Raw genomic sequence first — 23,599 nt, 5'->3', positions numbered from 1 at the left:
TACAGGAATACTATGAGTCTGAATTTCCTAGATTTTGAACAGCCTATCGCAGAGCTGGAAGCGAAAATCGATTCCCTGACTGCAGTAAGCCGTCAGGATGAGAAACTGGATATTAACATCGATGAAGAAGTGCATCGTCTGCGCGAAAAAAGCGTAGAGCTGACGCGCAAAATCTTCGCCGATCTTGGCGCATGGCAGGTAGCCCAGTTGGCGCGCCATCCACGTCGTCCCTATACCCTGGATTATGTCCGCCTGGCTTTCGACGAGTTTGACGAGCTGGCAGGCGATCGCGCCTACGCTGACGATAAAGCTATCGTTGGCGGTATTGCGCGTCTTGATGGTCGCCCGGTGATGATCATCGGCCATCAGAAAGGCCGTGAGACCAAAGAGAAGATCCGTCGTAACTTTGGTATGCCGGCGCCGGAAGGCTACCGCAAAGCGCTGCGTCTGATGGAAATGGCTGAGCGTTTCAAAATGCCGATCATTACCTTCATCGACACCCCTGGCGCCTATCCGGGCGTTGGCGCGGAAGAGCGCGGCCAGTCGGAAGCGATTGCCCGCAACCTGCGTGAAATGTCGCGTCTGAGCGTGCCGGTTATCTGCACCGTCATCGGCGAAGGCGGCTCCGGCGGCGCGCTGGCGATTGGCGTAGGTGATAAGGTCAACATGCTGCAGTACAGCACCTATTCGGTTATCTCGCCGGAAGGCTGCGCGTCTATTCTGTGGAAAAGCGCGGATAAAGCGCCGCTGGCCGCGGAAGCGATGGGTATCGTTGCGCCGCGCCTCAAAGAGCTGAAGCTGATTGATTCCATCATTCCGGAACCGCTGGGCGGCGCCCACCGTAACCCGGAAGCGATGGCGGCGAGTCTGAAGGCACAGCTGTTGGCCGACCTGGCTGACCTGGATACTCTCAGCGAAGAAGAGCTGCGTAACCGCCGCTATCAGCGTCTGATGAGCTACGGCTACGCCTGATTATTCAGCATCATATTTTCTCTAAGGGGCCGGATTTCCGGCCCCTTTTTTTATCATTTTTTTACTGAGGCAAGATGATGCACCAATGAGGTGATGTGATTAGCCGATGATGTTCTTCTCCCGCGACACTGCGCTAACTGCCGGGGACAACGCCTGGGCAGACCGTTCACAAGGAAAAGGAGAATAATATTATGGCAATTCATAAAACTGTCGCCTTGAGCGCCGTGGCCGCAGGGATCATGTTAAGTCTGAGCGCCGCACAGGCCGCGCCGCTGCTCAGCGCTACTGAAGCCACCACCATGACAGCCAGCGAGCTGGCGGCAAAAGAAAAAGCATTAACCGATTTTCCATTAATGGATGCGGTGAAGTCTTCCATTCGTACCCTCGATAACGCTTCAGTCGAAAAGATTGAGCCTGGCAGGGCGGCTAACCCGGAAAACGTTAAACGCGTCGAAGGCATGCTCAGCGAGCAGGATTGGGATTATCTGTTCCCGATGCGCGCGCCGGAATATACCTACAGCAACTTCCTGAAGGCGATCGGTAAATTCCCGGCGGTCTGCGGCACCTACACCGATGGCCGTGACAGCGATGCTATCTGTCGTAAATCGCTGGCCACCATGTTTGCCCACTTCGCCCAGGAAACCGGCGGCCACGAAAGCTGGCGCGATATCCCGGAATGGCGCCAGGCGCTGGTCTATCTGCGCGAAGTTGGCTGGACCGAAGGACAAAAAGGCGGCTATAACGGCGAATGTAACCCGGATGTCTGGCAGGGACAGACCTGGCCTTGCGGTAAAGATGCCGATGGCGATTTCCTCAGCTACTTTGGTCGAGGGGCTAAACAGCTCTCCTATAACTACAACTACGGCCCGTTCTCCGAGGCAATGTATGGCGACGTCCGCCCGCTGCTGGATAAACCTGAGCTGGTGGCGGACTCATGGATGAACCTCGCCAGCGCGGTCTTTTTCTTTGTTTATCCGCAGCCGCCGAAACCTTCCATGCTGCACGTCATTGATGGCACCTGGCAGCCGAACGATCGTGATAAGAGCAATGGCCTGGTGCCGGGGTTTGGCGTGAGCATCCAGATCATCAACGGCGGCGTCGAGTGCGGCGGCGCTACGGAAAACGCCCAGTCGCTTAACCGTATTGCCTATTACAAAGAGTTCGCCAACTACCTAAAAGTGCCTATTGCCGATGATGAAGTGCTGGGTTGTAAGAACATGAAGCAGTTTGATGAAGGCGGAGCCGGCGCGCTGCCCATCTACTGGGAACAGGATTGGGGATGGGATCCGAACAGCGCAGACGGCAAAACCAATGCCTGCCAGCTGGTGAGCTATCAGACACCGTACAGCGCGTTCAAAGAGGGGGATTACAGCAAATGCGTTCAGCATTACTTCAACGTGACCGTGGTTGATGATGCGGGCAGCGATGGCGCGTCTGATAAGACAGATGACACGACACCAGCGCCTCAAGTGAACGTCGCGCCGGTGGCGCGTATTGCCGGCCCGGTGGGCGCTGTTGAAGCTGGCAGCCTGGTGTCGCTGAGCGGGGAAGGGTCTACCGATGCTAACGGCGACAAGCTGAACTATCTCTGGATGTCGCAGGATGGACAGACGTTAAGCGGCGCGGATAAAGCGGTGATCAATTTCAGCGCCCCACAGAGCGATAAAGATGCCCAGTATGTGGTTAGCCTGACCGTTAGCGATGGCAGTTTATCCAGTACGGCCACCTATACTCTCAATGTGAAGGCGAAGGCGGCGGATGAAGCGAAGGATGAGCCGGCTGGCGACAGCGGCGCCATCAGTTATCCGGCGTGGAGCGCCAGCCAGAGCTGGAAACCGGGTGATATCGTCAATAACCACGGCGCGCTTTTCCAGTGCAAGCCCTTCCCGGAAGGGGCATGGTGCAACGTGGCGCCAACCTACTACGAACCGGGCGCAGGTCTGGCCTGGGGGGATGCATGGAAGGCGCTGTAATTATCGTTTTACTCTGATTCAGGACTAAGATAAATCCGCCAGTGCTAAGCACTGGCGCGATTGATATTATGCTTACCTTAGGTAAATCCAGGAGGAAAGCGTGAATATCATCGCCATCATGGGGCCCCACGGCGTCTACCATAAAGACGAACCGATCAAAGAGCTGGAAGCCGCTCTGCAGAAGCAAGGATTCCAGACTATCTGGCCGCAAAACAGCGCCGACCTGCTGCAGTTTATCGAACACAACCCGCGCATCTGCGGCGTGATCTTCGACTGGGATGAGTACAGCGTTGATTTATGTAGCGATATCAATCGTCTGAACGAATACCTGCCGCTGTATGCTTTTATTAATACGCACTCGACGATGGACGTCAGCAGCCAGGACCTGCGCATGGCGCTATGGTTCTTTGAATATGCGCTGGGGCTGGCGGAAGATATCGCTACTCGTATTCGTCAGTATACCAACGAGTATCTGGACAACATCACGCCGCCATTTACCAAAGCGTTATTTAACTATGTGCAGGAGGGGAAATATACCTTTTGCACTCCCGGACACATGGCGGGAACCGCCTACCAGAAAAGCCCGGTCGGCTGCCTGTTTTATGATTTCTTCGGCGGTAATACGCTGAAGGCCGATGTTTCTATCTCCGTTACCGAACTGGGGTCGCTGCTGGACCATACCGGCCCGCATCTGGAAGCGGAAGAGTATATCGCCCGCGCCTTTGGCGCCGAGCAGAGCTACATGGTGACCAACGGTACCTCGACTTCAAATAAAATTGTCGGCATGTATTCGGCGCCTGCCGGCAGTACGCTGCTTATCGATCGTAACTGTCATAAATCGCTGGCGCATCTGCTGATGATGAGCGATATCGTGCCGCTATGGCTAAAACCGACGCGTAACGCGCTGGGGATCCTCGGCGGTATTCCGAAACGGGAATTTACCCGCGACAGCGTCCAGCGCAAAGTAGAGACAACTCGCGGCGCGCAGTGGCCGGTGCATGCGGTGATCACCAACTCCACCTATGACGGCCTGTTGTATAACACCACCTGGATTAAACAGACTCTCGACGTGCCGTCGATCCACTTTGATTCCGCCTGGGTGCCTTATACCCACTTCCACCCGATTTATCAGGGCAAAAGCGGCATGAGCGGCGACCGCGTACCGGGGAAAGTGATCTTCGAAACCCAGTCGACGCATAAAATGCTGGCGGCGCTGTCGCAGGCGTCGCTTATCCATATTAAAGGCAGCTACGATGAAGATACCTTCAACGAGGCCTTTATGATGCATACCTCTACCTCGCCAAGCTATCCGATCGTCGCCTCGATAGAAACCGCGGCGGCGATGCTGCGCGGTAACTCCGGAAAACGCCTGATTCAGCGCTCCATCGAGCGTGCGCTGCACTTCCGTAAGGAGGTGCAGCGCCTGCATGAAGAGGCCGACGGCTGGTTCTTTGATATCTGGCAACCGGAAGAGGTTGAGGAGGCGCAATGCTGGCCGGTTTCGCCGGGAGAAACGTGGCACGGTTTCCAGGACGCCGATGCCGACCATATGTTCCTCGATCCGGTCAAAGTTACCATTCTTACGCCGGGGATGGACGAGCAGGGCAATATGGCGGAAGAGGGGATCCCGGCGGCGCTGGTGGCGAAATTCCTCGACGAGCGCGGCGTGGTGGTGGAGAAAACCGGGCCGTACAATCTGCTGTTCTTGTTCAGTATCGGTATTGATAAAACCCGGGCGATGGGCCTGCTGCGCGGCCTGACCGAGTTTAAACGCGCCTACGATCTCAACCTGCGGGTGAAAAATATGTTGCCGGATCTCTATGCCGAGGATCCGGACTTCTACCGCAATATGCGCATCCAGGATCTGGCGCAGGGTATCCACCGCCTGATCCGCCAGCATCAGCTCTCACAACTGATGCTGCGGGCCTTTGACGTGCTGCCGGAGATGAAAATGACTCCGCATCAGGCCTGGCAGCGACAGATTAAGGGCGAAGTAGAAACCATCGAACTGGAGAATCTGGTGGGGCGTATTTCGGCAAACATGATCCTGCCGTATCCGCCTGGCGTGCCGCTGCTGATGCCGGGCGAGATGATCACCGAAGAGAGCCGCGCGGTGCTCGACTTCCTGTTGATGCTCTGTTCGATCGGTCGCCACTACCCAGGTTTTGAAACCGATATCCACGGGGCCAAACGCGACGAAGACGGCGTCTACCGTGTACGAGTCTTAAAAAATAATTAGGGGCTTGCGCGGCGGCGGGCGGCGCGAGTAACGTGTTGGGCTTCAACAGGAGGAGAGCAACCATGCTGGGTTTAAAACGAGTTCACCATATTGCCATCATCGCGACAGATTACGCGAAGAGCAAAGCGTTCTATTGCGACATCCTCGGGTTTACGCTGCAGAGCGAGTTCTACCGCGCCGAGCGTGATTCGTGGAAGGGCGACCTGGCGCTGAACGGCGAGTATGTCATCGAGCTGTTTTCGTTCCCGTTCCCTCCTGCGCGCCCCAGCCGTCCGGAGGCCTGTGGTCTGCGCCACCTGGCGTTTAGCGTCGACGATATTGATGCCGCGGTTGCGCATCTGCAGGCGCACGGCGTCGCCTGCGAGGCTATCCGCATCGATCCGTTTACCGATAAGCGCTTCACCTTCTTCAACGATCCCGACGGCCTGCCGCTGGAGATTTACCAACAGTAATACTTGCCAGAACCAGCCCTGGCGCGTAACGTGCCGGGCTATCTCTTCTTAGCTGCGTACGCACGATCATGACGCCGGATATTGCCTCATCGCTTCGACCACATCGTCAGTTTCTGCTGGCCTTCAGCGGCGGCCTGGACTCAACCGTCCTGCTGCACCGACTGGTACGCTGGCGCCAGCGCGAGCCAGCGATTCAGCTGCGCGCGATTCACATTCACCACGGCCTGAGCGCCAACGCTGACCATTGGGTTGAGCATTGCGAACAGATTTGCCAGCAATGGCAGGTACCGTTACAGGTGGTGCGCGTGACGCTGGCGGATGAGGGGTTGGGGATCGAAGCGCATGCTCGCCAGGCGCGCTATCAGGCTTTCCGTGAGGCGCTGTTGCCAGGCGAGGCGTTATTGACGGCACAACATCTCGACGACCAATGCGAGACCTTCCTGCTGGCGCTCAAACGCGGTAGCGGCCCGACCGGCTTGTCGGCGATGGCCGCCAGTAGCGAGTTCGCTGGCGGAAAATTGCTGCGTCCGCTGCTCAATGAGAGCCGTGAATCCCTGCATCAATGGGCGCTGACTCATCAACTGCGGTGGATTGAAGACGAGAGTAATCAGGACGATGCGTACGATCGTAACTTTCTGCGTCTGCGGGTGGTACCGCTGCTGAGCGAGCGCTGGCCGCATTTTGCCGAGGCTGTCGCCCGCAGTGCCAGCTTATGTGGCGAACAGGAACAGTTGCTCGATGAGATGCTGTCGGCAGAACTTGCCGCGCTGGTTGATGAGCGTGGTTCTCTGGCGATAGAACCGCTGAGCGCGATGAGCGCGCCGCGTCGCGCGGCGTTGCTGCGCCGCTGGCTGGCTTCCCAACAGGCGCCGATGCCGTCGCGCGAAATGCCGGAGCGCATCTGGCAGGAAGTGGCGCTGGCGCGTGAAGACGCCGCGCCTTGCCTGCGGTTAGGCGGTTTTGCCGTCCGGCGCTACCAGCAGCGCCTGTTTTGGGTCAAGCATCTGGCAAGCCTGGCGGAACGGGAAATACCCTGGGGCGATGCGGCTAAAGCGCTGACGCTACCGGAAGCGCTGGGAGAACTGGCATTGCAGTCCGGCGGGCCGATACGCGCGCCACGCGCGGATGAGCCGGTATCGATACGTTTTCGCGCCAGCGGTAATCTGCACATTGTTGGGCGTCAGGGCGGCCGTAAGCTTAAGAAAATCTGGCAGGAAATGGCGGTCGCGCCCTGGCGTCGCGACGCCACGCCGCTGCTGTTTTATGGCGAAACCTTGATTGCCGCAGCCGATGGGCTGTTTGTCACCAGAGAGGGGCAAGTACAGGAAGGCGAAGGGTTACAGCTGATATGGCGGAAAACGGGCGGCTAAGCCGCCCGGTGGGCTTCAGGATTCGCTGACCACCACGGTGCCGATTTCCGGGTGGCTGAAACTGGCGATTTTATCCAGGCGTAGCTCGCGGACGTTACCGGCAAGTTCTACCACCAGATACTCGACATTTTTACGCGAGATAAGATCGCTCGCTTTGGCCTGTAGCTGTTCACCATCTTTCAGGGCCAGCGCCAGCACCAGGTGATGCTGGCAGGCAAGTTCGAGGTTGTCATAATCATCGCAGTTAATGGGTTGATAAGTATCATTCATTGACATAATCGCTCACCAATAAGTTTGCCGCCGCATAAGCGGCCTTTTCCCTGACTGACTCCGAAAGGGCCTGATCCGCCGCAACCTCATTTAATACTTTCAACACGCAGCCCAGCGCATCCGGGATATACCCTAAGTCTCCGCTGGCTATTTCCGCATACCGCTTGCGTATTAACTCACAATATTGATCCACATGCCCTCCTGTCAGCGTTCTGACTTAACCGTGGGATGCAAGTTTAAGCCTACGAAGATAAACTCTGTTTAGCAAGGTGACTATACCATAGTCATCTAAGCAATATCAGCAGGATGAAAGGAGTACCTGCGATTGCCGACAGCCTTTTGTCGCCAGTTTCGCTACAATGTACGCCATTTTTTTCAGGAGTTTATTCATGGCGCTGAAAGCGACGATTTATAAAGCTGTGGTTAATGTTGCCGATTTAGATCGCAACCAGTTTCTGGATGCTAACCTGACGCTGGCGCAACATCCCTCAGAAACCCAGGAGCGTATGATGCTGCGTCTGCTGGCGTGGATTAAATATGCCAACGAACGTCTGCAGTTTACCCGCGGGTTGTCCTCGGATGATGAACCGGAGCTGTGGCAGTTGAACGACCATTTGGGTGTTGATCTGTGGATTGAGCTGGGGCTGCCGGACGAGAAGCGCCTCAAGAAAGCCTGCTCGCGGGCGCAGGAGGTGGCGCTGTTTGCCTATAATAGCCGGGCGGCTGAAATCTGGTGGCAGCAAAATCAGAACAAGCTTGCGGCGTATCCGAAGCTGACTATCTGGTATCTTGATGATACGCAGCTGGCGCAGCTAAGTGCTTTTGCCGATCGCACTATGACGCTGCAGGCAACCCTGCAGGACGGCGGTATCTGGTTATCCGACGATCGGAATAATCTGGAAATTCATTTAACGGCCTGGCAGCAGCCGGCATGATAACGATTAGCCGCAGCGTTTCCATCCCGGATGAGGAGATCTCGCTTACCGGGGTCCGCGCACAGGGGGCGGGCGGTCAGCATGTGAATAAGGCCTCGACGGCGATTCACTTACGTTTTGATATTAAAGCATCGAGCCTGCCTGAGTTTTATAAAGAACGCCTGCTCGCCGCCAGTCACCACTTAATTTCTGCTGACGGTGTGGTTATCATTAAGGCTCAGGAATATCGTAGCCAGGAGATGAACCGCGAAGCGGCGATCTCGCGACTGGTTACGCTGATAAAAGAATTAACCGCAGTGCAAAAAAGCCGCCGGGAGACGCGACCGACTCGGGCGTCAAAAGAGCGACGACTTGCCTCCAAGGCGCAAAAGTCCTCAGTCAAAGCGCTGCGTGGGAAGGTTCGCCATTGAGCGGCGTGGCGGACGGGTGGAATGGATTATAAGGAATTCACAGTGAAGAAAATTGTATTTTCGCTCGCAGCGGCCTGTTCGCTCTTTGCGCTATTTGGCTGCAATCATCGCGCTGAGGTGGAGACGGTTCAGCCGGCGGCGATGGAAGAGCTGAAACCGATGCAGCAAAGCTGGCGCGGTATTTTGCCTTGCGCGGATTGCGAAGGGATTGAGACCTCTTTGTTCCTTGAGAAAGATGGCACCTGGGTTATGAACGAACGTTATCAGGGCGTTAGTCGCGAGCCGTCATCTTTCGCTTCATATGGTACCTGGGCGCGTACCGCCGATAAACTGGTATTGACCAACAGCAAAGGCGAGAAATCTTACTATCGGGCGAAAGGCGACAAGCTGGAAATGCTCGATCGCGACGGCAACCCGATTAAATCAACGCTGAATTATACGCTTGAGCCTGTGAAGGCCAGCCTGCCGACGACGCCAATGGCGATGCGCGGGATGTATTTCTATATGGCGGATGCGGCAACCTTTACCGATTGCGTGACCGGTAAAACGATCGCGGTCGCGAATAACGCCCAGCTTGAGCGCGATTATGCCGCCGCGCGCGGAACCGATACTCGTCCGGTGCTGCTGGTGGTTGAAGGACATTTCACCCTTGAAGCAAACCCGGATACCGGCGAGATGATGAAAACGCTAATGACGGATAAAGACAGTAAATTTATTCCGGGTAAAGACTGCGGTAATTAATTCTTGCAGTTGCTATAAAAAAGGCCTCGCTATTGCGAGGCCTTTTAGCTTTTAAGGGGAAATTAACCCTTAATCTGCTGCACCAGGTAATTCACGATATCCCCGGTCTTAATCAGCTGCTTCTCGCCGTTGCGACGATGTTTGTATTCGATATCATCGTTGTCGAGGTTACGGTCGCCGAGCACGATGGTGTGAGGAATACCGATCAGCTCCATATCGGCGAACATCACGCCTGGACGCTCTTTACGGTCGTCCATCAGCACGTCGATGCCATGCGCACGCAGCTCGACGTACAGCTTCTCGGCCAGCTCCTGCACGCGATAGGACTTGTGCATGTTCATCGGCAGAATAGCGACCTGGAACGGCGCGATGGCGTCCGGCCAGATAATCCCGCGATCGTCAAAGTTCTGCTCAATAGCGGCGGCCACCACGCGGGTCACCCCAATACCGTAGCAACCCATGGTCAGAATCTGGTTACGGCCATCTTCGCCCTGCACCGCGGCATTCATTGCCTGAGAGTACTTGGTGCCCAGCTGGAAGATGTGGCCGACTTCGATACCGCGTTTGATAAGCAGGGTACCTTTGCCGTCCGGGCTCGGGTCGCCGGCAACGACATTACGAATATCAGCAACTTCCGGAGTCGCGACGTCGCGATCCCAGTTAATGCCGAAATAGTGTTTGCCATCGATGTTAGCGCCGGCGGCGAAATCGCTCATTGCCGCGACGGTACGGTCGATAACCACCGGAATCGGCATGTTAACCGGACCGAGAGAACCAGGTCCCGCGTTAACGATAGCGCGGATCTCTTCTTCGCTGGCGAAGGTCAGCGGGCTCGCGACCTGCGGCAGTTTTTCCGCTTTCACTTCGTTGAGCTCGTGATCGCCGCGTACCAGCAGGGCGACCAGCGGGTAGCTGCTATCTTCCACCGCTTTCACCAGCAGGGTCTTCACGGTTTTTTCGATTGGCAGATTGAACTGCTCAACCAGCTCGGCGATGGTTTTCGCGTTCGGCGTGTCTACCAGCGTCATTTCTTGCGTCGCGGCGGCGCGCGGCTCTTTCGGCGCGACGGCTTCGGCAAACTCAATGTTCGCCGCGTAGTCGGAGCTATCAGAGAAGATCACGTCATCTTCGCCGCTCTGCGCCAGCACCTGGAACTCATGAGAAGCGCTACCGCCGATCGAACCGGTGTCAGCCTGTACCGCGCGGAAATCCAGCCCCATACGGCTGAAGATTTTGCTGTAAGCGGTATACATCGCGTCGTAGGTTTCCTGCAGCGATTCCTGAGAGGTATGGAAAGAGTAAGCATCTTTCATCAGGAACTCACGGGAGCGCATCACGCCGAAACGCGGGCGGACTTCATCGCGGAACTTGGTCTGAATCTGATAGAAGTTCAGCGGCAGCTGTTTATAAGAGTTCAGCTCGTTGCGAATCAGGTCGGTAATGACCTCTTCGTGAGTCGGGCCGAGAACGAACGGGCGATCGCCACGATCGGCAATGCGCAGCAGCTCAGGGCCATATTGCTCCCAGCGACCGCTCTCCTGCCACAGTTCAGAAGGCTGAACTACCGGCATTAACACCTCGATAGCACCGGCGTTGTTCATCTCTTCACGCACGATGTTCTCGACTTTTTTCAGAACGCGCACGCCGGTCGGCAGCCAGGTGTACAACCCTGAGGCCAGCTTGCGGATCATCCCGGCGCGCAGCATCAGCTGATGGCTGATGACTTCGGCGTCGGCAGGTGTCTCCTTCAGAGTGGAGAGCAGATATTGGCTAGTACGCATGTTGTTACGGTTCCATTTGGACGATCGGAACAGGCTGGAGAGCCAGCCTGAAACAAAAAAAGTGGTTTAGTTTACCAGTGTGGCAAAGATGCCAAAAGAGAGGAAAATAAAATTAGCGCGGTTCGAGAGAAAAGACTTCAAAACCGTAGGGGATTACCCGCCAGCGCACGTTGAAATCGAGCAGCCAGACGGCGTAGGTTTTCCCTGCTTCTTCCTCTTTACGATAAGCCGGACGCGGATCCTGCGCCAGTACTTCACGGATAAACGCTTTGATATGCGGGTAGCGTTTTTCCAGCGTCAGTAACTGTGCTTCTATTTCCGGCGTAAAGCTGACATTCATGCCTGCCAGCGGCGCCTGCTGCGCATAGCTGGCGCTGGCGTCCGGCAGGGCTTCGGCAAAGGGAAGATAAGGTTTGATATCAACCACCGGCGTACCGTCCACGAGATCGAGGCTGCCAAGTTCCAGTATCACCTGATCCTTCTGGCAGCGAACGCCTTTTAGTTCAACCAGCGACATGCCGATAGGGTTGGGGCGAAACGTCGAGCGGGTTGCAAAGACGCCCATGCGTGCGTTGCCGCCAAGGCGGGGAGGGCGCACGGTCGGACGCCAGCCGCCAGCCATGGTCTGATGAAAGACAAACAGGACCCACAGATGGCTGAAGTTTTCCAGCCCACGCACGGCGTCAGCCTGGTTATAAGGCGCGAGCAGATGCAGCTCTCCGCTGCCGTGTTCAACCAGGCCTGGCTGGCGAGGAACGGCAAACTTCTCTTTATACGGCGAGCGGATGACGCCTATCTGCGCGAACTGAAATGCACTCATTGTGCCGAGACGTTAAGCGCTGAACCCAGGCAAACGGCCTGACGGTAGCAGCCTGGCGTACCGCTGGTCACTTCGCAGCTGTGCAGCAGCACGGCGTTGGCCTTCATTTTGGCCGCGTTGATTTGCATGCGTTTACGGGCGGTCGGGATATTCGGCGGGGAGTCCTGGTTTGAAGCCTGGCATGATTCGCCGCTCACTTCACCCAGATCGCGGAAGGGTTTGCCTACCAGCGCGGCGGCATCGGTATAGATTCTGACCGGCGCGGGACGTGAGACTTTTGGTTTAGCCGTTTCCGTCTGGACTGGCGTGGTTGCGGTGCTTTTAACAGGCTCAACGGGGGATCTGCTTAGCATAGAACAACCGCTTAACATGAGTGCTAACAAACAGACCGGTAAAGCACGCATAGTATTTCCTCAATGAATTATAAACAGGGCGCTATTGAATCAGGTGCTTGCATAAATGACAAGACGGGCATAAAGCCCGTCCTGAATGATATTACGCTGAAAGCAGATTACCAGCCTTTCACTGCGCCGCCGTTAAAGATTTTGTTAGCGGCTTCGTAAACTTCATCGCTTTGGTAAGCCTGAACAAATTTCTTAACATTTTCCGCGTCTTTATTATCTTCGCGGGCGACGATCAGGTTTACGTACGGCGAGTTTTTGTCTTCAACGAAGATACCGTCTTTCGCCGGCGTCAGGCCAATCTGGCTGGCGTAAGTGGTGTTGATGACCGCCAGAGCGATCTGCGCGTCGTCCAGAGAACGCGGCAGCTGCGGCGCTTCCAGCTCAACAATCTTCAGGTTTTTCGGGTTCTCAACCACGTCCAGAGACGTCGGCAGCAGACCTACGCCTTCTTTCAGTTTAATCAGGCCCACTTGCTGCAGCAGCAGCAGGGAACGGCCGAGGTTGGTCGGATCGTTCGGAACGGCAATCTGTGAGCCCGGCTGCAGTTCGTCCAGAGATTTGATTTTCTTCGAGTAGCCAGCGATCGGATAGACGAAGGTGTTGCCGACGGAAACCAGTTTATAACCGCGGTCTTTAATCTGCTGATCGAGATACGGTTTGTGCTGGAAGGCGTTAACGTCGATGTCGCCTTTGCTCAGCGCTTCGTTCGGCAACACGTAGTCGTTGAAGGTCACCAGCTCAACGTCGAGGCCATACTTCTCTTTTGCCACTTTCTGCGCGACTTCAGCAACCTGCTGTTCCGCGCCGACGATTACGCCGACTTTAATATGGTTAGGATCTTTTTCATCCTGACCGCAACCCACCAGAGCCAGAGAACCGATTAATGCGCCAACTGCCGCAAAGGTTTTGAAATTAAAGGCCATGTTATTTCCTTCCTGTAAGAATTAGTGTTGTGTGTCAATAACGTTATTTGTGAGTCACAGCCCGGACGATACGATCGCCTGAGAATTGAATTAAATAAACCAGAATAACCAGCAATACCAGCACGGTATTCATTACCGTCGCGTTATAGCCGATGTAGCCGTACTGATAGCCAATCTGACCCAGACCACCGGCACCCACCGCACCGCCCATCGCAGAATAGCCCACGAGGGTAATAAGCGTGATGGTAGCGGCGTTCACCAGACCCGGTAATGCTTCAGGTAGCAGGACCTTACGCACGATCTGCAGCGGCGTTGCGCCCATCGCGCGTGAGGCTTCGATAAGCCCGGTCGGGATCTCGAGCAGCGCGTTTTCCACCATACGTGCGATAAACGGCGCGGCGCCGACCGTTAACGGCACAATCGCTGCCTGCAGGCCGATTGAGGTACCAACGATCACGCGGGTAAACGGAATCATCCACACCAGCAGAATAATGAATGGAATCGAGCGGAAGATATTAACCAGCGCCGATAGCGTACGATACAGTCGGGCGTTGGCGGCAATCTGCCCCGGACGGGTAACGTACAGCAGTACCCCGACCGGCAAGCCGAGCACAAAGCCAAAGAAGCCGGAGACAAACGTCATAGCCAGCGTTTCCCACACGCCGCGAACCAGCAGCCAGATCATTGGTTCAGACATATCCCAGTACCTCTACTTTTACATGATGTTCCTGCAGCCAGGCGATCGCCGCCTGGGTATCTTCCGGTGTGCCGTGCATTTCGGTCAGCATGATGCCGAACTTCACTCCGCCGGCGTAATCCATCTGCGCGCTAATAATGTTGTTATTCACATTAAAGCGGCGGGCGGTTTCCGACAGCAGCGGCGCATCGACGGAATGGCCGGTGAACTCCATACGCAACATCGGCACGCTGTCAGGCAGCGGGGTGGGCTTCAGGCGTGCCTGATAGTCATCCGGAATATCCAGATGCAGGGTAGACTGAATGAACTGCTGAGCCAGCGGCGTCTTAGGATGCGAGAAGACTTCGCTCACGGTGTCCTGCTCGATCAGTTGACCATTACTAATGACCGCCACGCAGTCGCAGATACGTTTAACCACGTCCATTTCATGGGTGATCAACAGAATGGTCAGCCCCAGACGACGGTTGATGTCTTTTAACAGTTCGAGGATCGAACGGGTCGTTGCCGGGTCGAGCGCGCTGGTGGCTTCATCGCACAGCAGCACTTTTGGGTTACTGGCCAGCGCGCGGGCAATCGCCACGCGCTGTTTCTGGCCACCGGAGAGGTTTGCCGGATAGCTGTCGTGCTTATCGCCAAGACCAACCAGGTCCAGCAGTTCATTAACGCGGCGTTTGATTTCCGCCGGCGGCGTGTTGTCCAGCTCAAGCGGCAGCGCCACGTTGCCGAAAACGGTACGTGAAGCAAGCAAGTTAAAGTGCTGGAAGATCATGCCAATCTGACGGCGTGCGCGAGTCAGTTCTTTTTCAGTCAGCGCGGTGAGTTCCTGGTTATCAACCTGCACGCTGCCTTCGGTTGGGCGTTCCAGCAGGTTAACGCAGCGAATCAGCGTACTTTTACCTGCGCCGGAAGCGCCGATCACGCCGTAAATTTGCCCGGCAGGGACATGCAGGCTGACATTGTTCAGCGCCTGTATGGTGCGGTTCCCCTGCTGGAACACTTTGGTAATATTCGAAAGTTTAATCATCAGTTATTTATTATCGTTTAGCCGTTTGCCGTGGCATTTTCTTCTGCCGTGTGCAGGCGATGCCTGTCAATGAAATGGATGTTAAGGCATCCAGACGTCTAAATCAATCTGACTCTTTATAATGAGCACTTTCTTGCATGGCGAAACATGCGATACTAACGGCATTAGCCTTTATCAGGAGCAAACCGGTGGCAAAGTCTGTACCCGCAATTTTTCTCGACCGTGACGGCACGATTAATATCGATCATGGTTACGTCCACGAAATCGACAACTTTGAGTTTATCGACGGCGTCATTGATGCCATGCGTGAACTAAAGGCAATGGGATTTGCGTTAGTGCTGGTGACCAACCAGTCAGGCATCGCGCGCGGTAAATTCACGGAAGCGCAATTTGAGACCCTCACCGAATGGATGGACTGGTCGCTGGCAGACCGCGGCGTGGATCTCGACGGTATCTATTATTGTCCGCATCATCCGCAGGGGAGCGTTGAAGAGTTCCGCCAGACCTGCGATTGCCGCAAGCCGCATCCGGGGATGCTCATTTCCGCACGCGATTTCCTGCATATTGATATGGCTGCTTCTTATATGGTGGGTGATAAACTCGAAGACATGCAGGCGGCTACGGCGGCGAATGTCGGAACGAAAGTGCTGGTGCGTACCGGTAAGCCGGTTACCGCAGAAGCGGAAAGCGCCGCGGATTGGGTGCTAAATAGCCTGGCGGACCTGCCTGCGGCTATCAAAAAGCAGCAAAAATAAGCGTTACGTATAAAAGATGAGCGGTTGAAATAAAAATGTATTTTTCCGCTTGTCATTCCCGGCGGGCTCCCTATAATGCGCCTCCATCGACACGGCGGATGTGAATCACTTCACACAAACAGCCGGTTCGGTTGAAGAGAAAAATTCTGAAATTCAGGGTTGACTCTGAAAGAGGAAAGCGTAATATACGCCACCTCGCGACAGAGCGCTAAAGCGCGTCGCAACTGCTCTTTAACAATTTATCAGACAATCTGTGTGGGCACTCAAAGTGACATGGATTCTTAACGTCCTCGGACGAAAAATGAATACCAAGTCTCTGAGTGAACATGCGTAATTCATTACGAAGTTTAATTCACGAGCATCAAACTTAAATTGAAGAGTTTGATCATGGCTCAGATTGAACGCTGGCGGCAGGCCTAACACATGCAAGTCGAGCGGTAGCACAGAGAGCTTGCTCTCGGGTGACGAGCGGCGGACGGGTGAGTAATGTCTGGGAAACTGCCTGATGGAGGGGGATAACTACTGGAAACGGTAGCTAATACCGCATAACGTCGCAAGACCAAAGTGGGGGACCTTCGGGCCTCATGCCATCAGATGTGCCCAGATGGGATTAGCTAGTAGGTGGGGTAATGGCTCACCTAGGCGACGATCCCTAGCTGGTCTGAGAGGATGACCAGCCACACTGGAACTGAGACACGGTCCAGACTCCTACGGGAGGCAGCAGTGGGGAATATTGCACAATGGGCGCAAGCCTGATGCAGCCATGCCGCGTGTATGAAGAAGGCCTTCGGGTTGTAAAGTACTTTCAGCGAGGAGGAAGGCATTAAGGTTAATAACCTTGGTGATTGACGTTACTCGCAGAAGAAGCACCGGCTAACTCCGTGCCAGCAGCCGCGGTAATACGGAGGGTGCAAGCGTTAATCGGAATTACTGGGCGTAAAGCGCACGCAGGCGGTCTGTCAAGTCGGATGTGAAATCCCCGGGCTCAACCTGGGAACTGCATTCGAAACTGGCAGGCTAGAGTCTTGTAGAGGGGGGTAGAATTCCAGGTGTAGCGGTGAAATGCGTAGAGATCTGGAGGAATACCGGTGGCGAAGGCGGCCCCCTGGACAAAGACTGACGCTCAGGTGCGAAAGCGTGGGGAGCAAACAGGATTAGATACCCTGGTAGTCCACGCCGTAAACGATGTCGACTTGGAGGTTGTGCCCTTGAGGCGTGGCTTCCGGAGCTAACGCGTTAAGTCGACCGCCTGGGGAGTACGGCCGCAAGGTTAAAACTCAAATGAATTGACGGGGGCCCGCACAAGCGGTGGAGCATGTGGTTTAATTCGATGCAACGCGAAGAACCTTACCTACTCTTGACATCCAGAGAACTTAGCAGAGATGCTTTGGTGCCTTCGGGAACTCTGAGACAGGTGCTGCATGGCTGTCGTCAGCTCGTGTTGTGAAATGTTGGGTTAAGTCCCGCAACGAGCGCAACCCTTATCCTTTGTTGCCAGCGGTTCGGCCGGGAACTCAAAGGAGACTGCCAGTGATAAACTGGAGGAAGGTGGGGATGACGTCAAGTCATCATGGCCCTTACGAGTAGGGCTACACACGTGCTACAATGGCATATACAAAGAGAAGCGACCTCGCGAGAGCAAGCGGACCTCATAAAGTATGTCGTAGTCCGGATTGGAGTCTGCAACTCGACTCCATGAAGTCGGAATCGCTAGTAATCGTAGATCAGAATGCTACGGTGAATACGTTCCCGGGCCTTGTACACACCGCCCGTCACACCATGGGAGTGGGTTGCAAAAGAAGTAGGTAGCTTAACCTTCGGGAGGGCGCTTACCACTTTGTGATTCATGACTGGGGTGAAGTCGTAACAAGGTAACCGTAGGGGAACCTGCGGTTGGATCACCTCCTTACCTTAAAGAACCTGCCTTTGTAGTGCTCACACAGATTGTCTGATGAAAATACAGCAGTAAGTAATCTCTGCAGGCTTGTAGCTCAGGTGGTTAGAGCGCACCCCTGATAAGGGTGAGGTCGGTGGTTCAAGTCCACTCAGGCCTACCAAATTCGCTCTCGTGCTTTGTTGTGGCAAAGTTCGCATACTTCAGTATGCTTCGCTTCACCACGCCGCGCCCGAAAACGAATTAAGGTTAAAAGAGATTCATTCGATGGGGCTATAGCTCAGCTGGGAGAGCGCCTGCTTTGCACGCAGGAGGTCTGCGGTTCGATCCCGCATAGCTCCACCATCATTACTGCAAAAAACAAGAAAACTTCAGAGTGTACCTGAAAAGGTTCACTGCGAAGTTTTGCTCTTTAAAAATCTGGATCAAGCTGAAAATTGAAACGACACACAGTTAATGTGTGTTCGAGTCTCTCAAATTTTCGCAATCAGAAGATGACACTGTAAAAGGTGACGTGAGCAAAGTGAAGCCAAGGCGTACCGCACGCAGCGAGCGGAGTGGACTATATGTCCATGAGCATCGCGAGTACGGAACAACGCAGGATTCATGATGCGCAACGAACCGGACAGAACGAAACATCTTCGGGTTGTGAGGTTAAGCGACTAAGCGTACACGGTGGATGCCCTGGCAGTCAGAGGCGATGAAGGACGTGCTAATCTGCGAAAAGCGTCGGTAAGGTGATATGAACCGTTATAGCCGGCGATGTCCGAATGGGGAAACCCAGTGTGATTCGTCACACTATCGTTAACTGAATACATAGGTTAACGAGGCGAACCGGGGGAACTGAAACATCTAAGTACCCCGAGGAAAAGAAATCAACCGAGATTCCCCCAGTAGCGGCGAGCGAACGGGGAGCAGCCCAGAGTCTGAATCAGCTTGTGTGTTAGTGGAACGGTCTGGAAAGTCCGACGGTACAGGGTGATAGTCCCGTACACCAAAATGCACAGGTTGTGAACTCGAAGAGTAGGGCGGGACACGTGGTATCCTGTCTGAATATGGGGGGACCATCCTCCAAGGCTAAATACTCCTGACTGACCGATAGTGAACCAGTACCGTGAGGGAAAGGCGAAAAGAACCCCGGCGAGGGGAGTGAAAAAGAACCTGAAACCGTGTACGTACAAGCAGTGGGAGCACCTTCGGGTGTGACTGCGTACCTTTTGTATAATGGGTCAGCGACTTATATTCTGTAGCAAGGTTAACCGTATAGGGGAGCCGCAGGGAAACCGAGTCTTAACTGGGCGTTAAGTTGCAGGGTATAGACCCGAAACCCGGTGATCTAGCCATGGGCAGGTTGAAGGTTGGGTAACACTAACTGGAGGACCGAACCGACTAATGTTGAAAAATTAGCGGATGACTTGTGGCTGGGGGTGAAAGGCCAATCAAACCGGGAGATAGCTGGTTCTCCCCGAAAGCTATTTAGGTAGCGCCTCGTGAACTCATCTTCGGGGGTAGAGCACTGTTTCGGCTAGGGGGTCATCCCGACTTACCAACCCGATGCAAACTACGAATACCGAAGAATGTTATCACGGGAGACACACGGCGGGTGCTAACGTCCGTCGTGAAGAGGGAAACAACCCAGACCGCCAGCTAAGGTCCCAAAGTCACAGTTAAGTGGGAAACGATGTGGGAAGGCACAGACAGCCAGGATGTTGGCTTAGAAGCAGCCATCATTTAAAGAAAGCGTAATAGCTCACTGGTCGAGTCGGCCTGCGCGGAAGATGTAACGGGGCTAAACTGTGCACCGAAGCTGCGGCAGCGACACTATGTGTTGTTGGGTAGGGGAGCGTTCTGTAAGCCTGCGAAGGTGGCCTGTGAGGGTTGCTGGAGGTATCAGAAGTGCGAATGCTGACATAAGTAACGATAATGCGGGTGAAAAGCCCGCACGCCGGAAGACCAAGGGTTCCTGTCCAACGTTAATCGGGGCAGGGTGAGTCGACCCCTAAGGCGAGGCCGAAAGGCGTAGTCGATGGGAAACAGGTTAATATTCCTGTACTTGGTGTTACTGCGAAGGGGGGACGGAGAAGGCTATGTTAGCCGGGCGACGGTTGTCCCGGTTTAAGCATGTAGGCGGAGGTTCCAGGTAAATCCGGTACCTTATTAACGCTGAGGTGTGATGACGAGGCACTACGGTGCTGAAGTAACAAATGCCCTGCTTCCAGGAAAAGCCTCTAAGCATCAGGTAACATCAAATCGTACCCCAAACCGACACAGGTGGTCAGGTAGAGAATACCAAGGCGCTTGAGAGAACTCGGGTGAAGGAACTAGGCAAAATGGTGCCGTAACTTCGGGAGAAGGCACGCTGATATGTAGGTGAAGCCCCTGCGGGTGGAGCTGAAATCAGTCGAAGATACCAGCTGGCTGCAACTGTTTATTAAAAACACAGCACTGTGCAAACACGAAAGTGGACGTATACGGTGTGACGCCTGCCCGGTGCCGGAAGGTTAATTGATGGGGTTATCCGTAAGGAGAAGCTCTTGATCGAAGCCCCGGTAAACGGCGGCCGTAACTATAACGGTCCTAAGGTAGCGAAATTCCTTGTCGGGTAAGTTCCGACCTGCACGAATGGCGTAATGATGGCCAGGCTGTCTCCACCCGAGACTCAGTGAAATTGAACTCGCTGTGAAGATGCAGTGTACCCGCGGCAAGACGGAAAGACCCCGTGAACCTTTACTATAGCTTGACACTGAACATTGAGCCTTGATGTGTAGGATAGGTGGGAGGCTTTGAAGCGTGGACGCCAGTCTGCGTGGAGCCAACCTTGAAATACCACCCTTTAATGTTTGATGTTCTAACGTTGGCCCCTAATCGGGGTTGCGGACAGTGTCTGGTGGGTAGTTTGACTGGGGCGGTCTCCTCCCAAAGAGTAACGGAGGAGCACGAAGGTTAGCTAATCCTGGTCGGACATCAGGAGGTTAGTGCAATGGCATAAGCTAGCTTGACTGCGAGCGTGACGGCGCGAGCAGGTGCGAAAGCAGGTCATAGTGATCCGGTGGTTCTGAATGGAAGGGCCATCGCTCAACGGATAAAAGGTACTCCGGGGATAACAGGCTGATACCGCCCAAGAGTTCATATCGACGGCGGTGTTTGGCACCTCGATGTCGGCTCATCACATCCTGGGGCTGAAGTAGGTCCCAAGGGTATGGCTGTTCGCCATTTAAAGTGGTACGCGAGCTGGGTTTAGAACGTCGTGAGACAGTTCGGTCCCTATCTGCCGTGGGCGCTGGAGAATTGAGGGGGGCTGCTCCTAGTACGAGAGGACCGGAGTGGACGCATCACTGGTGTTCGGGTTGTCATGCCAATGGCATTGCCCGGTAGCTAAATGCGGAAGAGATAAGTGCTGAAAGCATCTAAGCACGAAACTTGCCCCGAGATGAGTTCTCCCTGAGACTTTAAGTCTCCTGAAGGAACGTTAAAGACGATGACGTTGATAGGTCGGGTGTGTAAGCGTAGCGATACGTTGAGCTAACCGATACTAATGAACCGTGAGGCTTAACCTTACAACGCCGAAGCTGTTTTGGCGGATTTGAGATGATTTTCAGCTCTGATTCAGAGTCCGAAGGATTTTACGCTGAGACAAGGCGGCAAGCGAAGCGATGGAAGGAGCATACTAAAGTATGTGACTGACATTCGCGAGAGCAGCCAACGCAGTATGAGCGTAAAAGACACAGGACGAGCACAAAGAATTTGCCTGGCGGCGACAGCGCGGTGGTCCCACCTGACCCCATGCCGAACTCAGAAGTGAAACGCCGTAGCGCCGATGGTAGTGTGGGGTCTCCCCATGTGAGAGTAGGGAACTGCCAGGCATCAAATTTGCAGTAAAACCGGGGCATTAAACCGGTAGATGTAGAAAAAATTCGGTGGAGCGGTAGTTCAGTCGGTTAGAATACCTGCCTGTCACGCAGGGGGTCGCGGGTTCGAGTCCCGTCCGTTCCGCCACTTATTAAAAGCCCTGAGCATTTGCTCAGGGCTTTTTTGTTTCTTCATCTCCAATTATTGCTAAATCAGCAAAAATCCTCTGCATTTATCGATCTTTTTCCCAACCCAACCTTCAACCATAATGGCCTCAGTTAAGCGAAACGAATAATTAACGAGGAACATCTATCATGGCAATCCCTGCATTTGGTCTTGGCACTTTCCGTCTGCAAGACGACGTAGTCATCAACTCTGTAAAAATGGCGCTGGAGCTGGGCTATCGTGCTATCGATACCGCACAGATCTATGAAAACGAAGCCGCTGTTGGTCAGGCTATCGCGGAAAGCGGCGTGCCGCGTGATGAACTGTTCATCACCACCAAAATCTGGATCGAAAACCTGAGCAAAGACAAGCTTATCGCCAGCCTTAAAGAAAGTCTGCAGAAGCTGCGCACCGATTATGTTGATCTGACGCTGATTCACTGGCCGTCGCCGAACGATGCGGTTGCTGTTGAAGAGTTTATGGCTGCGCTGATGGAAGCGAAGAAACTGGGTCTGACCCGTCAGATCGGTATCTCTAACTTCACCATTCCGCTGATGGAGCGTGCGATCGCCGCCGTTGGCGCTGAAAATATCGCGACTAATCAGGTTGAACTGTCTCCGTACCTGCAGAACCGTAAAGTGGTGGATTGGGCGCGTGAACACGGTATCCACATCACCTCTTATATGACGCTGGCCTACGGTAAGGCGCTGAAAGATGAAGTGATTGCCCGTATCGCGGCGAAACATAATGCGACCCCGGCACAGGTTATCCTGGCGTGGGCGATGGGCGAAGGTTATGCGGTTATTCCATCTTCCACCAAGCGTGAAAATCTGGCGAGCAACCTGAAAGCGCTGGATCTGAAGCTGGATGATGAAGATCGTAAAGCGATTGCCGCACTGGATTGCAATGACCGTCTGGTAAGTCCGGAAGGTCTGGCGCCGAAGTGGGATTAATCCACCGATTCCGGCAGGCGGTTGATGCCGCTGCCGGACGATAGTTATTTTACAGCTCCTTCGGGAGCTGTTTGACGTGCTCACTAAGAAAGTCAATAAATGCCCTGATGCGCGTGCTGACGGCTCTGTCGCTGTAATACACCGCACTGAAAGGCATCTCCACCGGCAAGCGCTTGTCGGCAAGTAGCTCCACAAACTCCCCGCTGGCAATCTCTTTATCCACCATATAATCCGATAGGCAGGCAATACCATTGCCGCTAAGACAGAGTTGTTTTAGCGTTTCACCACTGTTAGAGGTAAGTTCACAACCGACTTCCAGTAATTGGCCATCGCTGGCGGCGATAGGCCAGGTATTTAACGAGACGGGTTCGGTGAACCCCAGACAGAGGTGATCCGCAAGATCTTCCACATTCACCGGCGTGCCGTAGCGGGCGATATAATCAGGTGAGGCGATGATCTTGCGATAACTATTGAATAGCGGGCGGGCGCGCAGGCTGGAATCGGTTAGGGTACCTGCGCGGATCGCGACGTCGACTTTACGCTCTATAAGATTAATGAAGGTTTCCGAGGAAACCAGCGAGAGCGTCATTTCCGGATAACGTTCACGAAACGGTTTTACCAGCGGCATTAAAAAATGCAGCATCACCGGCGTAGCGGCATCCACGCGGAGCAAGCCGCGAGGGGTGGTACGGGTCTCTAAAAGCTCATTTTCAGCAGCCGCCATCTCCTGCAACACCACCTGCATGCGGCGGAAATAACGCTCGCCTTCTTCTGTCAGGCTCAGCTGGCGCGTGGTCCGGTTTAATAAACTAACGCCTAGCTTTGATTCTAGTTTTTTGACTGCCCGGCTGACGGCAGAGTTTGCCTGCCCGAGCTGCTCGGCCGCCCGGCTAAAACTGCCGCTTTCCACTACGGCGACGAAGATAGCGATCTCTTCTGACGTGGCTCTCATTGTTGCACCTATAGCAAAAT

At 54.5% G+C, this 23,599-nt stretch carries 19 protein-coding genes, 3 tRNA genes and 3 rRNA genes; 16 read left to right on the top strand and 9 right to left on the bottom strand.

What is annotated here, in order from left to right:
• Positions 1-12: 12 nt before the first annotated feature.
• The 5 genes from accA to tilS all read left to right on the top strand — a co-directional run bounded on the left by accA (position 13) and on the right by tilS (position 7,006).
• Positions 13-972 carry an acetyl-CoA carboxylase carboxyl transferase subunit alpha gene (gene accA, locus ABLV78_RS20575; RefSeq protein ID WP_045390153.1) on the top strand — a complete coding sequence of 320 codons (960 nt, stop codon included), beginning with the start codon at positions 13-15 and terminating at the stop codon, positions 970-972.
• Between the two features lie 191 nt (positions 973-1,163).
• Positions 1,164-2,945, top strand: a complete 1,782-nt coding sequence (locus tag ABLV78_RS20570; protein WP_047046998.1) for a chitinase — start codon at positions 1,164-1,166, stop codon at positions 2,943-2,945.
• Between the two features lie 100 nt (positions 2,946-3,045).
• Positions 3,046-5,184 carry a lysine decarboxylase LdcC gene (locus ABLV78_RS20565; RefSeq protein ID WP_047047001.1) on the top strand — a complete coding sequence of 713 codons (2,139 nt, stop codon included), beginning with the start codon at positions 3,046-3,048 and terminating at the stop codon, positions 5,182-5,184.
• A 62-nt stretch (positions 5,185-5,246) separates the two neighbouring features.
• Positions 5,247-5,636 carry a VOC family protein gene (locus ABLV78_RS20560; RefSeq protein WP_015704453.1) on the top strand — a complete coding sequence of 130 codons (390 nt, stop codon included), beginning with the start codon at positions 5,247-5,249 and terminating at the stop codon, positions 5,634-5,636.
• Between the two features lie 68 nt (positions 5,637-5,704).
• Positions 5,705-7,006, top strand: a complete 1,302-nt coding sequence (tilS, locus tag ABLV78_RS20555; protein WP_047047003.1) for a tRNA lysidine(34) synthetase TilS — start codon at positions 5,705-5,707, stop codon at positions 7,004-7,006.
• A gap of 15 nt (positions 7,007-7,021) precedes the next feature.
• On the opposite strand, the gene rof is transcribed toward tilS, so the two are convergent.
• Both rof and ABLV78_RS20545 read right to left on the bottom strand, forming a co-directional pair.
• Positions 7,022-7,282 (bottom strand): Rho-binding antiterminator, encoded by a 261-nt coding sequence (rof, locus tag ABLV78_RS20550; protein WP_045390162.1) that lies wholly within the window; start codon positions 7,280-7,282, stop codon positions 7,022-7,024.
• Positions 7,269-7,469, bottom strand: coding sequence for a YaeP family protein (locus ABLV78_RS20545; protein WP_015368145.1), 201 nt, complete (start codon positions 7,467-7,469; stop codon positions 7,269-7,271). The genes rof and ABLV78_RS20545 overlap by 14 nt, the downstream gene beginning before the upstream one ends.
• A 196-nt stretch (positions 7,470-7,665) precedes the next feature.
• Here ABLV78_RS20545 and ABLV78_RS20540 point away from each other — a divergent pair, with 196 nt between their 5' ends.
• Genes ABLV78_RS20540 through nlpE form a run of 3 tightly spaced genes read left to right on the top strand, consistent with a single transcriptional unit; the run spans position 7,666 to position 9,362 of the window.
• Entirely contained in the window at positions 7,666-8,211 is a 546-nt protein-coding gene (locus tag ABLV78_RS20540; RefSeq protein WP_045390165.1) for a YaeQ family protein, read from the top strand.
• Positions 8,208-8,621: an alternative ribosome rescue aminoacyl-tRNA hydrolase ArfB gene (gene arfB / locus ABLV78_RS20535; RefSeq protein WP_045390167.1), complete on the top strand. Its 414-nt coding sequence runs from the start codon at positions 8,208-8,210 to the stop codon at positions 8,619-8,621. Before ABLV78_RS20540 ends, arfB begins: the two co-directional genes overlap by 4 nt.
• A 42-nt stretch (positions 8,622-8,663) precedes the next feature.
• On the top strand, positions 8,664-9,362 hold the full coding sequence (nlpE, locus tag ABLV78_RS20530; protein ID WP_072251482.1) for an envelope stress response activation lipoprotein NlpE: 699 nt from the start codon (positions 8,664-8,666) through the stop codon (positions 9,360-9,362).
• Positions 9,363-9,424: 62 nt separating this feature from the next.
• Here nlpE and proS read toward each other — a convergent pair whose 3' ends face one another.
• From proS to metN, 6 genes are all read right to left on the bottom strand, one after another.
• Entirely contained in the window at positions 9,425-11,143 is a 1,719-nt protein-coding gene (proS, locus tag ABLV78_RS20525; RefSeq protein ID WP_047047007.1) for a proline--tRNA ligase, read from the bottom strand.
• Between the two features lie 112 nt (positions 11,144-11,255).
• Entirely contained in the window at positions 11,256-11,963 is a 708-nt protein-coding gene (gene tsaA / locus ABLV78_RS20520) for a tRNA (N6-threonylcarbamoyladenosine(37)-N6)-methyltransferase TrmO (RefSeq protein ID WP_047047010.1), read from the bottom strand.
• Entirely contained in the window at positions 11,960-12,367 is a 408-nt protein-coding gene (gene rcsF / locus ABLV78_RS20515; protein WP_015704458.1) for an envelope stress sensor lipoprotein RcsF, read from the bottom strand. The genes tsaA and rcsF overlap by 4 nt, the downstream gene beginning before the upstream one ends.
• A 107-nt stretch (positions 12,368-12,474) precedes the next feature.
• Entirely contained in the window at positions 12,475-13,290 is an 816-nt protein-coding gene (gene metQ / locus ABLV78_RS20510) for a methionine ABC transporter substrate-binding lipoprotein MetQ (RefSeq protein ID WP_015368138.1), read from the bottom strand.
• Between the two features lie 43 nt (positions 13,291-13,333).
• Positions 13,334-13,987, bottom strand: a complete 654-nt coding sequence (locus tag ABLV78_RS20505; RefSeq protein ID WP_045390177.1) for a methionine ABC transporter permease MetI — start codon at positions 13,985-13,987, stop codon at positions 13,334-13,336.
• A complete protein-coding gene (metN, locus tag ABLV78_RS20500) occupies positions 13,980-15,011 on the bottom strand; it encodes a methionine ABC transporter ATP-binding protein MetN (protein ID WP_045390179.1) in 1,032 nt (343 codons plus the stop codon). The genes ABLV78_RS20505 and metN overlap by 8 nt, the downstream gene beginning before the upstream one ends.
• 188 nt (positions 15,012-15,199) lie before the next feature.
• On the opposite strand from metN, the gene gmhB reads away from it, so the two are divergent.
• From gmhB to dkgB, 8 genes are all read left to right on the top strand, one after another.
• Positions 15,200-15,766 (top strand): D-glycero-beta-D-manno-heptose 1,7-bisphosphate 7-phosphatase, encoded by a 567-nt coding sequence (gene gmhB / locus ABLV78_RS20495; protein ID WP_047047013.1) that lies wholly within the window; start codon positions 15,200-15,202, stop codon positions 15,764-15,766.
• A 369-nt stretch (positions 15,767-16,135) separates the two neighbouring features.
• A 16S ribosomal RNA gene (locus tag ABLV78_RS20490) occupies positions 16,136-17,675 on the top strand.
• 71 nt (positions 17,676-17,746) lie between these two features.
• Positions 17,747-17,823: transfer RNA gene (locus ABLV78_RS20485), tRNA-Ile, on the top strand.
• Positions 17,824-17,929: 106 nt separating this feature from the next.
• Positions 17,930-18,005 (top strand) — tRNA-Ala (locus ABLV78_RS20480).
• 307 nt (positions 18,006-18,312) lie between these two features.
• Positions 18,313-21,217, top strand: a 23S ribosomal RNA gene (locus ABLV78_RS20475).
• A 190-nt stretch (positions 21,218-21,407) separates the two neighbouring features.
• Positions 21,408-21,523: ribosomal RNA gene (gene rrf, locus ABLV78_RS20470) — 5S ribosomal RNA — on the top strand.
• Together the 16S, 23S and 5S rRNA genes with 3 tRNA genes alongside form the textbook arrangement of a ribosomal RNA operon.
• A gap of 56 nt (positions 21,524-21,579) precedes the next feature.
• Positions 21,580-21,656 (top strand) — tRNA-Asp (locus ABLV78_RS20465).
• Positions 21,657-21,823: 167 nt separating this feature from the next.
• Entirely contained in the window at positions 21,824-22,627 is an 804-nt protein-coding gene (gene dkgB, locus ABLV78_RS20460; protein ID WP_047047176.1) for a 2,5-didehydrogluconate reductase DkgB, read from the top strand.
• A 49-nt stretch (positions 22,628-22,676) separates the two neighbouring features.
• Here dkgB and yafC read toward each other — a convergent pair whose 3' ends face one another.
• Complete coding sequence (yafC, locus tag ABLV78_RS20455; protein ID WP_047047173.1) at positions 22,677-23,579, bottom strand: DNA-binding transcriptional regulator YafC; 903 nt, start codon at positions 23,577-23,579, stop codon at positions 22,677-22,679.
• Positions 23,580-23,599 lie beyond the last annotated feature (20 nt).

Source organism: Klebsiella sp. CN_Kp075, assembly GCF_040065055.2.
Lineage (GTDB): Bacteria > Pseudomonadota > Gammaproteobacteria > Enterobacterales > Enterobacteriaceae > Klebsiella > Klebsiella aerogenes.
Note: the sequence above shows the minus strand (reverse complement) of the source record. Positions and strands in the feature narration are given on the sequence as shown.